The sequence below is a fragment of the Natronobacillus azotifigens genome (assembly GCF_026805325.1).
Lineage (GTDB): Bacteria > Bacillota > Bacilli > Bacillales > Amphibacillaceae > Natronobacillus > Natronobacillus azotifigens.
The window spans coordinates 43,913-56,387 of sequence record NZ_JAPRAT010000027.1 but is presented as its reverse complement, the minus strand read 5'-3'; the positions used below and the strand labels follow the sequence as shown (position 1 = coordinate 56,387).

Here is a 12,475-nt window from a genome sequence, read left to right as displayed (position 1 = left end):
GATGTTGAGTCTGCTAGCTTATAACCTAACGAATTGGTTGCGTACGCTTTGTTTTTCCGGAAGAACAAAAGACGATGCAAATCGAAACAATAAGGACACGGATTATTAACGTCGCTAGTAAATTAGTAAAGTCGGGAAGATCCCTTCACTTCAAATTATCTTCAAGTTTCGTGTACCAAGAATTCTTTTGGAAGGTACTTGGGCGAATTCAGACCCTAAAACTAGAGTAAACACCTCATCCCTGTTTTTAAAAAGTTAATGTAAGACCAGAGGAGCAGTCTGCCCAAAAACAGATTATCTCGAAGCACTTGCTTAAAAGTTCTGTCGAAGTGTCCCAATTTACTATGAATATTATTGGTGGTAAAGAAAGATTCTAGACTTTGATTCCATTTATGACTTAAGTTCGAAGTATGAATAATTCAGGTAATAGATTGAAAATATTTTAATTTGTCTATTTTGAAATAACGCTTATATCCCACTGGTGTGTGATTAAATACATAGTCTACATAAATTCTAGCTATATCAAGTATTGCTTTTACCAATTTCTCAACCATATCTACGATCTTATTCCATGCTTTTTTAAACATTGCTACAACATATGCAACCTTTTCTCTAATCTCATCTTCCGTATATTCTCTTCCGTTTATCTCAATAATATTTTCCATTGCATCACCCCCTAAACATAAAATGTTACAACCATTGCTAAGATTGCTGCTATCGCAACACTAACACACTGTACACGTTGGTCATTATCGGTTGATCCAATCGTACTAATGCCAAATAACACGATAAAAATCAATAAAATACTTTGGAATGCTATTAAAATGTTAATCACTCTCCTCTATTTCTAATTATCTTGTACAAATTGAATTGTCTGATCACCTTTGATAGCCGTAATTTTTAAATTCTTTTCATTAAATTCCTCATCAGAAATAATTCTATTTTTAGTAATAATACTAAAAGTTACAGTAATACCCGTACCTACTCCATTTAAAATAACCTTCATTATATATCACTCCTAATCTTTATTTTCTAGGTGGTATGCCTGTCTTAGCATCATATCTGCCATATTTTTCAACCATTCAATTTGCACCTTTTTGACGGCTTCTTTTGCGACCGATCCACTCGTAAACTGATCAAGTGTATTATTAATTTGTATGGCTAAATCTGTCTCGCTTCTCCTTACTACGTCGTCAAAATGCTCCCTTAACTCACTGATCGTCATTCAATCATCTCCTTTAATCACATACTTAATAAATATTTTTAAATCTTCAATATCTTCCGATAACTCGCTTATGGTATCGTTCAATTTGTGGAAGTGTCATGCAAACCTCTTATACAATCTTTCATTTTCACTTTTTACTAATATTTGGATCTCGTCCAAGTCATCTTGACTCAAATAATTTACTGTATTAGACTCAAACTCTTCTTTTATTTCTTCCAAATCACTCATGGAAATCCCAAAGACTGATAACCGGATGATTATCAGCCTAAGCTCGCGCATATAAGAGGAAAAATAATTATTTAATGTACACGATTTATTTAACGACGCTCACACATACTCAAACGACATGGACTAGGCATACCGGCTAACGTCAAATAAGTTTTCAAGTAAAATTAATCGCTTTATTAATTATTTCTTTGATAGTTCATCAATTCTTCTTTCGTACTTTTCAATTTCTTCATGAGGAACAACTATATTGTTTTTAGATCCAAATCGCTTTCTTAACATTTTTTTATAGTCGTTAATCGGGTAGACGATCCAACTACAAGGAATATCGATATCAAGATGTGATTTTTCACTATGAGTACCTTGTTTATTTAGCTTTGGATTATATTTATTGATAAGATATAGCTCAATAATTGTCGCATCTATACTAGAATTTAATTCTACATAATCATTTTTTTCTACATTTAGATAGTGGTAAAGCTCAAAAGTACCCGATCCCAGATGGTTTCTAATCCTGTTATGAATTCCTTTAGATGTCTTTCCAACATAAATAACTTGACCACTTTCATCAAAAAACCTGTAAACACTGTACTCCACTTTGCTTTTTATGTAATTTCTGATTTCTCATTCCTTTTGATCAGATAAATTCATCTTAAAGTTAAACCATCTACTAATAGTAGCTGGATTCAGATCAACCGCTTGAGCTAGTTGTTTATTCGTTATTCCTTTACCTTTCTTCTCAGCGTACAGGCTTAATATCTGCTGTTTGTTAAATAGCATCATCCTTCCCCTCCATTCTTCTAACAATTTATTATTTAATTTTTATGACATCATTTTATTTAATTAAGGACAAAAAGATTGCTCGTGCCACTCATAAAAATTTTGATCTTATTTTGTTGCTTAATTAGGTGGTTTAAAGATAATTCTGTATACCGATTAATCAAACTATCACTTAACCAGTAATGGTATTCGTCGCATATTAGATATGTGTGTTTATTCATTAGGTCATCTAGTTCTGCATACTTGTTTTTTACAGCACTTTCCAAATATTGATATGTAATAATCGTAATTGTTTGGGATTTGTTTTGTTTTCTAATTTCGTTTTTAAACTGATCCACTGTATTTTTTCTATGTAATAGCATTAAAATCTTCTCATTGTTCTTTTTTGCGTGTAAGAATAGTTTGTTTTTAATAAAATGACTCTTACCTGAACCAGTTCCAGCTTTAATAGTGACTGTATCGCCAATTTTCCATTTTTTGATTTCCTCATTTGTTATGAGATCGCTTACCCTCAATTTATCCCCTTCTTTGTTTTACACTTACTCAATTCTTTAAAGATTATCGAAATTGAAACAATAAATAATAAGGATGCTATTGAATAACTTACATGTGAATTACCTAGATATTGCAGATCAAAAAGCAACAACACCCCACTTACCAAAAAACTCAACACTAAACCTATTCGTAATGAGATATCATTTTTAAACCTTCGATGTAAATGTTTCAAGCTATACTTTTCCATTTAACCTCTCCTTATCAATTTATGTTTGGCATGCCCCGATTGAGGCACACCATAAAAAAATTTATTTAATTAACTTGGTCTTCTCTACCTAATCCGACTACGAGTCTGCAATTTACATTATTAATTTCCGATATGTAAACAGTAATGTACCCCTTATCAGATTGATCACTTTCAATATAGGCATCACTATCTAATAGACTCTCAGAATAATACTCATAAATATCTACAGGAAATTCAGCATCTATAAATATATTTTTCACAGCAATTTGTTCTTTTACTAGTTTAGTATCATCAGGTAAAAATTTGTCCGCCGCCAAAACAGCAACATGACTTTTACTTTCAATTGTCCAAGCAATATTATTCGCCTTTTCATTCACCTTTAAGACTTTAACATATTCACCGTTATCATAGATGTCTTGAGCGAATTCCACTAGGTTCTCAGACCTGTTTAATTGTTCTCCAAAATATTTTTCAAATAGTTGTACTGATTTACCAATCCGAGGGAAATCTTTATTTTCATTAAACATTTTTATTTTTCCTCCTAAAATTTTGATATGCAACCGTATTAAACACTTAAAACACCAACGTCACCACCCCCTTTCTGTATCATTATCTTTACTTTCGCCCCAAAAACATATAGTAAATAATTATATTTTTTTATAAATTTTCATTGACATACAGGCTGAATATCTATATAATAACCATTATAGAGTCATAGTTTGATATTATAGGATAAATATAAAGATTTTTAGTTAACGGTGTGATAAAAAAAAGAGCTTATCTACTCAAAATCCATAGCGATGTGATCGTAATCCTCTCGATCAGCCACACTGTTATCCGCATATTTTTTCTGTTCTTTTCGCAAAAATCTAATAAATTTTTCTTCCAACTTATTTTGGTAAATGAAATCGCTAAAAAAACTATAAGTATTCTCCTCTTTAAGTTGTGCTACTTCTTTCTCAATGATCACTTTTACTAATTTGTCTTCCATTCTATCATTCTCCTTTTTTACAACCTTCTATATATAGTATTTTTAATCGCAAAATCGCCATTTGTTTACCGAAAATATCAAATATTTAAAAGAAATGTATCATCTCCATCCCACTTGTAACCAACCATATCAAAATTATTAATTAGAGCCGTCAAATTGGTACCTTTAGCTTGCATAGATTTTGCGTACAAGTCTTTTAAACTAATACCACTCTTTTCAAATCGATCAACCTTATCGCTAGGCATAGCCTCCAAAAATAGTAACTCTAATCCCTTTGCAATATCCTTTTTGCAAACATTCAAAAACTCACCCAACGATAAATTAGCTTCATTTAGCTTATCCATGCGATAAGCCATGATTGATTTTACACAGTTTCCATTAAAAGTTTGATAAAATCCTTTTAAATCTTCCTCATTTTTTACGCATGCATTAAAAAAATCAAAATGTTCCTGGAACTTACCTCCCATTAGTTTAAAGTTGCTGCTTTTTTGCCGGATAGTTAGTGTGTTCATTTTTCATTTCCCCTTTTAGATTTATTTGTCTGGGGTGACTGTACGTGAGGTAATTAGTATAATATTACAATATTTTGTGTAAAATTGATACTACTAATTATTTTATTTTTGTCCTGCTTCCTTTAATCAACTGCGCGCCCTCGTAATAGTCCGTAGCATACTTGATGTTATCTTTTTTTTAATGATTGATCATACTTGCTCAATTGGTTAATGTCCGTAAACACCCACGATTGGCACTCTCCATTTTCGTCGATATATCGAATATTCCATCTGTCCATTTTCATTTCCTCCCCTTTTAAAAAACCAATCTGTTTTTGATTTAGGCATTAATTACATCTCCTTTGTATAACTTAAATAGTTTTACTTAATTCGATATACCAATAATATAACTTTTTGAGTTAAACGTCAATAGATATATCGTTAATAGTTAAACTTTATTGTATAATGTTATTAGGAGGTTGATATTATGCCAAAAATTGAATGTACGTTAGGAAAAACACTTGATGATATTGGAATAACTAAAAATAAATTAGCTGTTGAATCAAAGGTACGACCTAATACAATTAGTGATATAGCATTAAATAAGGCTAGATCCATTAACTTTGAGACGCTTGAAAAAATAGTTACCACTTTAAATACTCTGGACACGACTAGGACATTTGATATCACAGATGTATTTGTTTATTCCAACAACCAATCATAATATAGTCCAGTTGTTGCATTAGATTTCATGGTTAAATGTTTAGCTGTCACATGCCAAGCTGAGTATAAATATCCGAAAATTGACTTACGTATCTTACCCTGTTTTAGTTTATGAATGGATTCCTTAAACACTTTAATGTACTCGTTTAGATTCTGGTCTAACGTTGTTTGTGAGCCTGCTTTGGATGCCGCTAAGGATAATCTGTGCCATAACTCATAAATGCTCTCAGGTGCGTTGTAAAACGGACTCACAGCTTCAATAAATTCACTTGGAATATTACTGGATACAAATGTGTGATCAAAAGTTACGTTGTCCCCTTTTACGTTATTATTAATTATTTGTTTTAAAGAAGTTGAAGTTGTCTTTTTGGTGTGACATTTTTGATCTATTTTTTTGTTTCTTGTGTGACATTTTGTTGTATAGGTTGAATTACAATAGCATTTGAAGTCTGTTTCATATCAGATTTACGTTTCATGTCATGCTGCCTTATAATCCCTAATGATTCTAACTTTTGACATGCTCTAATAACCGTCCTACGACTAATTTTAAGTTCGATAGCAAGGTTATTTTTTGTGCGGAAAGAAACACCCTGATACTTTGCTGAGTATCTATGTAAGGTGTCTAATACACGTATAGCGTTGTTATTTAGTTCATTTGTAAAAATTTTCTTTGTAATGTCTCACTGTGTCGTTTAGATCATCAATGTTTGTGAATGAAGATAAGTTTTGATAAGTATCTGTGAATGCAATGATGGTGATTGCGGCTTTCTTTGACATTATTTATTCCTCCTCTTGTTACCGTTCAATGGAGGAAATTAGACATACTTAAATAAACGTTTGCAATAACGCTTTTTTTCGATTAAAATAACATTAGATGGTTTAATATTATTTTATCTCTACGCCAATAGAGATTAATCGAGTATAACTGTTCCTTTGTGAACGGTCTATTTTTTTTTATAGTCCTAAATTGTTTAATGGTGAATGTCTTTGATAATTCTTTCTAATTTCATCGTTTGTAAAATCTAGATAAGCCCGTGCCGTAACTTCTGAGCTGGAGTGTCCAAGTATTCTACTCAGTGTTGCAAAATCACCTTGACCGCTACCATTTACACCTGTGAGGTAATACTTTGCAAATGTGTTTCTTAGTTGATGTGGATGTACATTTCCCCCAACCTTTTCTCCTGCCTTTTTTAATGACCTCTCAAAGTTTCTTACATCTTGTTTTGTTCCCCTTGTTGTTGGGAACAGATAAACCGAATCAGAAAAACGATCCCTATAATGTAACCACCTTTTTAAGTCAACGCTCATTTTGCTTGAGAAATAAACAAATCTTTCCTTATGATTTTTAGGATTACGGATAAGCAGTGAGTTGTACTTCAAATCTAAGTCATTAGGGAGTATTTCACAGCTTTCTGTTGCCCTAATACCTGTATCTAAACATAGCCTCACCTGAGTCCACAATCTCCTTTCATGGAACCTTGTAATATCCATTGAGCTAAGTAATTGTTTTAACTCTTCAGGCTTCAACAATGACTTTTGTTTACGTTGCGGTTTAATATTCTGGATATTTTCAACTGGATTACTAACTAATTCTCTTTCTTTATACAAAAAGTTTATAAAAACCTTAATATTCCTTAGATAATTAGCAATCGTTGTATCAGATATATCACTGCCTAAATCTGTTTTCCTGTCTGGGTGATTAATTTTAGATGAACCATTACTAACAACGGTATACTTGCCTCTTTCTCGTAAATATTTGACGTATTGCCGGATATGACCACTTTTAATATCTTTTACCTTTGTAATTTTTTGTTCGTTTTCCAAATAAAATTGAAATAATCTCAACGTTTGCTCGTATGAATTTAATGTTTTTCTACTTAAATTTTTTGAATCGCAATGCAACATGAAGTTGTCCAAATGAAACTCGATGTCATTCAACGCAAAAAACCTCCTATTCAAGTGTTGTAATAACACAAATAAATAAGAGGTTAATTCGTACAGTTCCCATAAGTAGTTAGTTGGTACAATCCTATGTTCGTTGGTCAACTGTGTCACCTATAAAATTTTCATAAACCTTTGTAACCCTTGATACATCAATTGTTATGAAGCGCGATGTTCTAATCGTAAATGATCAGCAACCATTGCGATGAATTCACTATTCGTTGGCTTCGCTTTTGAAACATTTACAGTATAGCCGAATAGTGTTGAGATAGAATCGATATTTCCTCTACTCCATGCTACTTCAATCGCATGTCGGATTGCTCGCTCAACTCTAGAAGCAGTAGTATTAAATTTCTTTGCAATATCTGGATAAAGAACTTTAGTGATAGATCCTAACAATTCAATATCATTGTACACCATTGTGATTGCTTCTCTTAAATACATATAACCTTTAATGTGAGCCGGTACACCAATTTCATGAATGATATTGGTAATACTTGCTTCTAAATCGAATTTATCCTGTTTGTTAGATCTGTCTCTTTGTGGAATTTTTTTGTCTTGAACTGGTATTCCATGTACTTGTCTAACCTGATCTGCTAAATTATCTAGATCAAATGGTTTTAATATAAAATACGAAGCACCGAGATCAACAGCCTTTTTTGTTACTTCCTCTTGACCAAACGCCGTTAACATAATGACGTTGGGTCTCTTTTTCAAATCAAGATTCTTTATGTTTCCTAATACTGCTAATCCATCCATGTGAGGCATAATAATATCCAGTATAAGAACGTCTGGTTCTTTATCTTCTAATAAAGTTAAACATTCTTTTCCATTGAATGCCGTACCAACAACTTCTATATCCTTTTGAGACTCGAAGTACTCCTCCATTAAATAAATTAGTTCTTGATTGTCATCTACTAAACAAACTTTAATTTTCTCCACTAATTCTTCCTCCTTAAGTTTAACTCTCATCTCTGCTTTATCTAAATTCGACACAAGTTTTTATAAACCTTCTTTTATTTAAAAAAAATTAAATTTACTCAATATTCCTTTGATTTTCTTTGAATTTCGCTCATTTTCGATTTTAAGCGACACAGAATAATCAACTTGTCGAATAATCTTTATATCTATATATTGTAACATAAATTCCCAACAAAAAAAGTACTTTTTTCAAAGGTTTAAATTACAGATAGAACATTACATAAACCTTTGCTTCAGGATGATTACGAGTAGACCCAAACTGTGTGGTAAATAATTTAATTTTTTCACTTTAATGATGTTCACGCGAGGATGGCGGCTGAAAAATGAGGCTAACCTCGTTAAGATGGGCTGATCTTGCTTAGGTTCAGGTCAAAAATGGGGCTAACCTCGTCAAGATAGCCGATCTTGCTTAGGTTTAGGTCAAAAAACTGCTACAACCTCGGTGAAACGGCCACTATAACCTAGATTCGTTACTCCACAGTTTATAGATAATGCGTTAGTATGAAAAACCCAAAAATTAGGCTCACGCTCTAATTTTTGGGTTTTTTTCAGCTTGCATTTTGTTGTTGTTTTTGGTAAATATCGATACCGGCTTCTTGTAACATCCATTCAATATGAATTCCATATCCAGATGTTGGATCATTGACAAAGACATGTGTAACTGCTCCGATAACTTTATCATTTTGAATAATCGGACTACCACTCATTCCTTGAACGATACCACCAGTAACATCCAATAAACGTTCATCCGTGATTTTTATTACCATCCCTTTTGTAGCTGGGTTTTTCTGTTCTACACTATTGACTACTTCAATATCAAATGACTCAACTTTTTCGTCTTCTAATACAGTTAAAATCTTTGCAGGACCTTCCTCTACCTGTTCAGGTAAAGCAATCGGCATGGGCTGATCCCATTCACTCTTACTAAGATCATTCTCCAATTCACCAAAAACACCGAACGGGCTATTCTTCGTGATATTCCCAAGCCTTCCTTGGTTATTGGTATAAGAAGCTCGCTTTTCACCTGGTGTACCACTATTTCCTTTTTGAATGGAGGTTATAGAAGACCGAACAATACTACCTTCATCAATTTCGATTGGCTTTTTTGTATTCATATCTGATATAACATGCCCTAACGCACCATACTTTTTAGAATCTGGTTCATAGAAAGTCATGGTTCCTATCCCTGCAGCTGAATCACGAATATACAATCCGATTCGGTACCCTTGCTCATTTTTATCAAAGCTAGGTGTTAGTTCTTTTTTGAATGTATTAGAACCTCTTTTCACCGTGAATTCAAGGGGGGTATTGTCATTTCCTGCTTTTTCTACTAATGGAGCAATTTGATCCATTGACTCAATTTCTTCTTGCTCAATCTTTAATATTATATCGCCAACTTCAATACCAGCTTCTTCACCTGGTGATGTTTTTTCAGACTCTTCTTCAATTAAATGATGTCCTACCACCAAAACTCCTAAAGTTTCAAGGTTGACTCCAATGGATTGCCCGCCCGGGATTACCCGGAAATCATCTAATACATCTACATTAACTCTTTTAATTGGTAAACCTGCATATTGATAAACAATGGAGGATTCTCCACTATTTAATGTTTGGAATTGGTTACTGTTTATGGCTTGAATTACTTCTTCATTTTGTTGTGGAGCGATCTCAACTCTTTCTCCTAATGTCGATACTGTTATTGTATCTTGCCCATTGTGGAATACAGTAATCTCATCGGGAATCGAGATAAATTCTTTCACTGTACTTAGAAAAGGCATAGTAAGGAAAGTAACAAGGAGTATTGTTCCTATCGCTACACGAATGTTTAACTTATTCACATTTCACGCTCCTCGTCTTAACCTGAATTTTATTTTTTTCTGTACTTCTAATTTGACCTTGAACTAGTTTTTTTAAACCCTGTAAAGTTCTCATAATCGGGTTAAGTTTTCCTGTTTAACCTCAAGTTTTTCCTTTTACATTAACAGAGCAAACAAGATTTTGCATGTTATCGAATAAAAGGATATTCATCTAATAACTAATTGATAAATGTCTCATTTTTTTGTCTAATGCATGTGAGTTTTGAACACGCAATATAAGTATTATCTACAGAAATTACGATATTAAAGCAAAAAACAGACGATTAGAAGTATTTGCATACTCTAAACGTCTGTTATTTCTTAAATTTATTAGCTGAATGAATAAGTTCTTTTGCATGTTCTTTTGAAGTAGCTGTTAACTGTGTACCTGTGATCATTCTTCCTATTTCTTCAACTCTGTCCTGTGTAGATAATTCTTTGACTGTTGTAGAAGTTCGATTGTTTTTCGTCTTTTTACTAATAAGAACATGAGTATCAGCCATTGCAGCAACTTGTGGCAAGTGCGTGATACATAGGACTTGGGATCCTGAAGATATATCATGAATTTTCTCAGCGATAGCTTGCGCCACTCTACCACTGACGCCAGTATCTACTTCATCAAAAATCACACTGGTTACTCCTTGGTGACTTGCAAAAATCTTTTTAAGCGCTAACATTATCCGTGATAATTCTCCACCTGAAGCAATTTTATGCATCTCTTTAACAGGTTCTCCATGATTCGTTGAAAGAAGGAATTTAACTTGATCATAACCAGTTGATCCTAAATGCACTGTTTTACCATCTATTTCAACATTTCCCTCTTTTGCTTTTTTTATATCTATTTTTACGTCAAAAGTAGCTTTTTTTAAATATAGATCTTCTAATTCCTGTTCAATAGTACTTATCAGTTCTTTAGCAGCTTTTATTCGTAAATCATGTAAATGTTTGGCTTCAACCAACGTATCCTGTTCTAACTCCTTTAATTCATCCACTAATTTTTGCATGGAGTTATCTCGATCTTCCAATTCTTCAATTTCATCTTCAATTTTCGCAGCGTATTCTAACATCTCGTTTACTGAACTTCCATATTTCCTCATCAGTCGGTTCAATTCATTTAATCGTGATTCTAAAAAATTTAAACGTTCAGGATCGAATTCAAAACTATCTAAATAATTTCTTAAATCAAACGATAACTCTTCTATTAAATAATAATGATTAGAAAAACTTTCTTTTTTGTCCATTAAAGTCGGTTCGTATTCACTTGCCCGTTCTAAACTCGATAATGCATGGGATAACCAGTCTAAGCCCTTTTGCTCTCCATGTAATGCTGAATAAGCTTCTTGAACACTACCGTATATTTTTTCAAAATTAAGCAGTTTTTCTCTTTCATCCTGGAGTTGCTCGTCTTCTCCTGGTGTTAATTCCGCCTCATTTAACTCCATTAGCTGAAATTTTAATAAATCAAGACGTTGAACAATTTCTTGCTCGTTATGATTTAAATGATCTAACCGTTTCTTTACTTTTATATATCGATCAAAGACACGACTATACTCTGTTTTCGCTTCATCCATAATTTTTTTATGGTATAGGTCAAGTAATGGAAGATGTCTTTCCACATCCATTAAAGATTGAGTCTCGTGTTGTGTATGTATATCAATAAGATTTTTACCAAATTCTTTTAGAATACCCAAGGTCACTAATGTGCCGTTAACGCGACAAATACTTTTGCCATTTGCAGTAATGGTACGATGTAGAACAATCATGCCATCAGAATCCATCTGAACTCCATATTCCTTACCTGTTTGATATATAGCATGTGTTCGATCATCAACAGTAAACAAACCTTCTAATGTTGCTTTTTCTGTGCCATATCGCACATATTCAACAGAACCTCTTCCACCAGTTAAAAGTGCAACTGCATCAATAATAATTGACTTTCCAGCACCTGTTTCACCGGTTAAAACAGTCAATCCTTCTCTAAAGGATAGTGTTAATTCTTCGATAATTGCGAAATCTTTAATCGTAAGTTCAGTCAGCATGAAAACACCTCCCTTTCTCCAAAATTTATTATAACATTTTCAAAAATCGATCTTGGATTGTTCTTGTATTTTCTTCTGTTCTGCATATAATTAAAATGGTGTCATCTCCACAAATCGTACCTAATATCTCGTCCCAATCTAAATTATCAATAAGTGCGCCCAAAGCATTTGCGTTCCCAGGTAATGTTTTTAAAACGAGAAAATGACTCGTTTGATCAATGCGTACAAACGCATCACGCATCAACCGCTTTAATTTTTCTAGTGGGTTGAAGCGTTGGTCTGCAGGCAGACTATACTTGTAACGTCCATCAGTCATTGGAACTTTTACTAAGTGTAGTTCTTTTATATCTCTAGATACAGTCGCTTGTGTAACATTATACCCCTGCATCCGCAGTGTATCTACTAATTCATCTTGTGTCTCCACGTCATTATTCGTTATTAATTCTCGAATTTTGATGTGGCGCTGTCCTTTATTCATTAT

General features: G+C 33.0%; 18 protein-coding genes and 1 pseudogene. 2 read left to right on the top strand and 17 right to left on the bottom strand.

Going from position 1 to position 12,475, the window contains the following annotated elements; genetic code table 11:
* Positions 1-230: pseudogene (locus tag OWO01_RS12960) on the top strand (transposase); the annotation flags it as partial.
* A 189-nt stretch (positions 231-419) separates the two neighbouring features.
* On the opposite strand, the gene OWO01_RS12955 reads toward OWO01_RS12960, so the two are convergent.
* The 10 genes from OWO01_RS12955 to OWO01_RS12910 all read right to left on the bottom strand — a co-directional run bounded on the left by OWO01_RS12955 (position 420) and on the right by OWO01_RS12910 (position 4,475).
* Positions 420-665, bottom strand: coding sequence for a hypothetical protein (locus OWO01_RS12955; RefSeq protein WP_268780884.1), 246 nt, complete (start codon positions 663-665; stop codon positions 420-422).
* Between the two features lie 11 nt (positions 666-676).
* The gene (locus tag OWO01_RS12950; RefSeq protein WP_268780883.1) at positions 677-835 is read right to left on the bottom strand and encodes a hypothetical protein; all 159 of its coding nucleotides are present in this window, start codon (positions 833-835) and stop codon (positions 677-679) included.
* Positions 836-847: 12 nt separating this feature from the next.
* Positions 848-1,006, bottom strand: a complete 159-nt coding sequence (locus tag OWO01_RS12945; protein WP_268780882.1) for a hypothetical protein — start codon at positions 1,004-1,006, stop codon at positions 848-850.
* A gap of 12 nt (positions 1,007-1,018) precedes the next feature.
* On the bottom strand, positions 1,019-1,225 hold the full coding sequence (locus tag OWO01_RS12940; RefSeq protein WP_268780881.1) for a hypothetical protein: 207 nt from the start codon (positions 1,223-1,225) through the stop codon (positions 1,019-1,021).
* 408 nt (positions 1,226-1,633) lie between these two features.
* Positions 1,634-2,047 (bottom strand): GIY-YIG nuclease family protein, encoded by a 414-nt coding sequence (locus OWO01_RS12935; RefSeq protein ID WP_268780880.1) that lies wholly within the window; start codon positions 2,045-2,047, stop codon positions 1,634-1,636.
* Between the two features lie 27 nt (positions 2,048-2,074).
* A complete protein-coding gene (locus tag OWO01_RS12930) occupies positions 2,075-2,230 on the bottom strand; it encodes a helix-turn-helix domain-containing protein (protein ID WP_268780879.1) in 156 nt (51 codons plus the stop codon).
* Between the two features lie 59 nt (positions 2,231-2,289).
* Complete coding sequence (locus OWO01_RS12925) at positions 2,290-2,745, bottom strand: DEAD/DEAH box helicase family protein (RefSeq protein ID WP_268780878.1); 456 nt, start codon at positions 2,743-2,745, stop codon at positions 2,290-2,292.
* A gap of 292 nt (positions 2,746-3,037) precedes the next feature.
* Positions 3,038-3,499: a hypothetical protein gene (locus OWO01_RS12920; protein WP_268780877.1), complete on the bottom strand. Its 462-nt coding sequence runs from the start codon at positions 3,497-3,499 to the stop codon at positions 3,038-3,040.
* Positions 3,500-3,753: 254 nt separating this feature from the next.
* Positions 3,754-3,963, bottom strand: coding sequence for a hypothetical protein (locus tag OWO01_RS12915; protein WP_268780876.1), 210 nt, complete (start codon positions 3,961-3,963; stop codon positions 3,754-3,756).
* A 77-nt stretch (positions 3,964-4,040) separates the two neighbouring features.
* Complete coding sequence (locus tag OWO01_RS12910) at positions 4,041-4,475, bottom strand: hypothetical protein (protein WP_268780875.1); 435 nt, start codon at positions 4,473-4,475, stop codon at positions 4,041-4,043.
* A gap of 466 nt (positions 4,476-4,941) precedes the next feature.
* Here OWO01_RS12910 and OWO01_RS12905 point away from each other — a divergent pair, with 466 nt between their 5' ends.
* On the top strand, positions 4,942-5,178 hold the full coding sequence (locus OWO01_RS12905) for a helix-turn-helix domain-containing protein (RefSeq protein WP_268780874.1): 237 nt from the start codon (positions 4,942-4,944) through the stop codon (positions 5,176-5,178).
* A 385-nt stretch (positions 5,179-5,563) separates the two neighbouring features.
* Here the strand turns inward: OWO01_RS12905 and OWO01_RS12900 are convergent, their stop codons facing one another.
* From OWO01_RS12900 to ahrC, 7 genes are all read right to left on the bottom strand, one after another.
* Entirely contained in the window at positions 5,564-5,812 is a 249-nt protein-coding gene (locus OWO01_RS12900) for an HTH domain-containing protein (RefSeq protein ID WP_268780885.1), read from the bottom strand.
* A 16-nt stretch (positions 5,813-5,828) separates the two neighbouring features.
* A complete protein-coding gene (locus tag OWO01_RS12895) occupies positions 5,829-5,954 on the bottom strand; it encodes a hypothetical protein (protein ID WP_268780873.1) in 126 nt (41 codons plus the stop codon).
* A 177-nt stretch (positions 5,955-6,131) separates the two neighbouring features.
* Complete coding sequence (locus tag OWO01_RS12890; RefSeq protein WP_268780872.1) at positions 6,132-7,115, bottom strand: tyrosine-type recombinase/integrase; 984 nt, start codon at positions 7,113-7,115, stop codon at positions 6,132-6,134.
* A gap of 162 nt (positions 7,116-7,277) precedes the next feature.
* The gene (gene spo0A / locus OWO01_RS12885; RefSeq protein WP_268780871.1) at positions 7,278-8,060 is read right to left on the bottom strand and encodes a sporulation transcription factor Spo0A; all 783 of its coding nucleotides are present in this window, start codon (positions 8,058-8,060) and stop codon (positions 7,278-7,280) included.
* 587 nt (positions 8,061-8,647) lie between these two features.
* Positions 8,648-9,937: a SpoIVB peptidase gene (spoIVB, locus tag OWO01_RS12880; RefSeq protein WP_268780870.1), complete on the bottom strand. Its 1,290-nt coding sequence runs from the start codon at positions 9,935-9,937 to the stop codon at positions 8,648-8,650.
* 332 nt (positions 9,938-10,269) lie between these two features.
* Positions 10,270-11,994 (bottom strand): DNA repair protein RecN, encoded by a 1,725-nt coding sequence (gene recN, locus OWO01_RS12875; RefSeq protein WP_268780869.1) that lies wholly within the window; start codon positions 11,992-11,994, stop codon positions 10,270-10,272.
* A 28-nt stretch (positions 11,995-12,022) separates the two neighbouring features.
* Positions 12,023-12,472, bottom strand: coding sequence for a transcriptional regulator AhrC/ArgR (gene ahrC, locus OWO01_RS12870; protein ID WP_268780868.1), 450 nt, complete (start codon positions 12,470-12,472; stop codon positions 12,023-12,025).
* Between the last annotated feature and the right edge of the window lie 3 nt (positions 12,473-12,475).

What these genes read in the sequence shown, in the direction of transcription:
- OWO01_RS12955 (WP_268780884.1), bottom strand. Translation starts at nt 665, where the DNA reads ATGGAAAATATTATTGAGATAAACGGAAGAGAATATACGGAAGATGAG.
- OWO01_RS12945 (WP_268780882.1), bottom strand. Translation starts at nt 1,006, where the DNA reads ATGAAGGTTATTTTAAATGGAGTAGGTACGGGTATTACTGTAACTTTT.
- OWO01_RS12940 (WP_268780881.1), bottom strand. Translation starts at nt 1,225, where the DNA reads ATGACGATCAGTGAGTTAAGGGAGCATTTTGACGACGTAGTAAGGAGA.
- OWO01_RS12930 (WP_268780879.1), bottom strand. Translation starts at nt 2,230, where the DNA reads ATGCTATTTAACAAACAGCAGATATTAAGCCTGTACGCTGAGAAGAAA.
- OWO01_RS12920 (WP_268780877.1), bottom strand. Translation starts at nt 3,499, where the DNA reads ATGTTTAATGAAAATAAAGATTTCCCTCGGATTGGTAAATCAGTACAA.
- OWO01_RS12915 (WP_268780876.1), bottom strand. Translation starts at nt 3,963, where the DNA reads ATGGAAGACAAATTAGTAAAAGTGATCATTGAGAAAGAAGTAGCACAA.
- OWO01_RS12910 (WP_268780875.1), bottom strand. Translation starts at nt 4,475, where the DNA reads ATGAACACACTAACTATCCGGCAAAAAAGCAGCAACTTTAAACTAATG.
- OWO01_RS12905 (WP_268780874.1), top strand. Translation starts at nt 4,942, where the DNA reads ATGCCAAAAATTGAATGTACGTTAGGAAAAACACTTGATGATATTGGA.
- OWO01_RS12895 (WP_268780873.1), bottom strand. Translation starts at nt 5,954, where the DNA reads ATGTCAAAGAAAGCCGCAATCACCATCATTGCATTCACAGATACTTAT.
- recN (WP_268780869.1), bottom strand. Translation starts at nt 11,994, where the DNA reads ATGCTGACTGAACTTACGATTAAAGATTTCGCAATTATCGAAGAATTA.
- ahrC (WP_268780868.1), bottom strand. Translation starts at nt 12,472, where the DNA reads ATGAATAAAGGACAGCGCCACATCAAAATTCGAGAATTAATAACGAAT.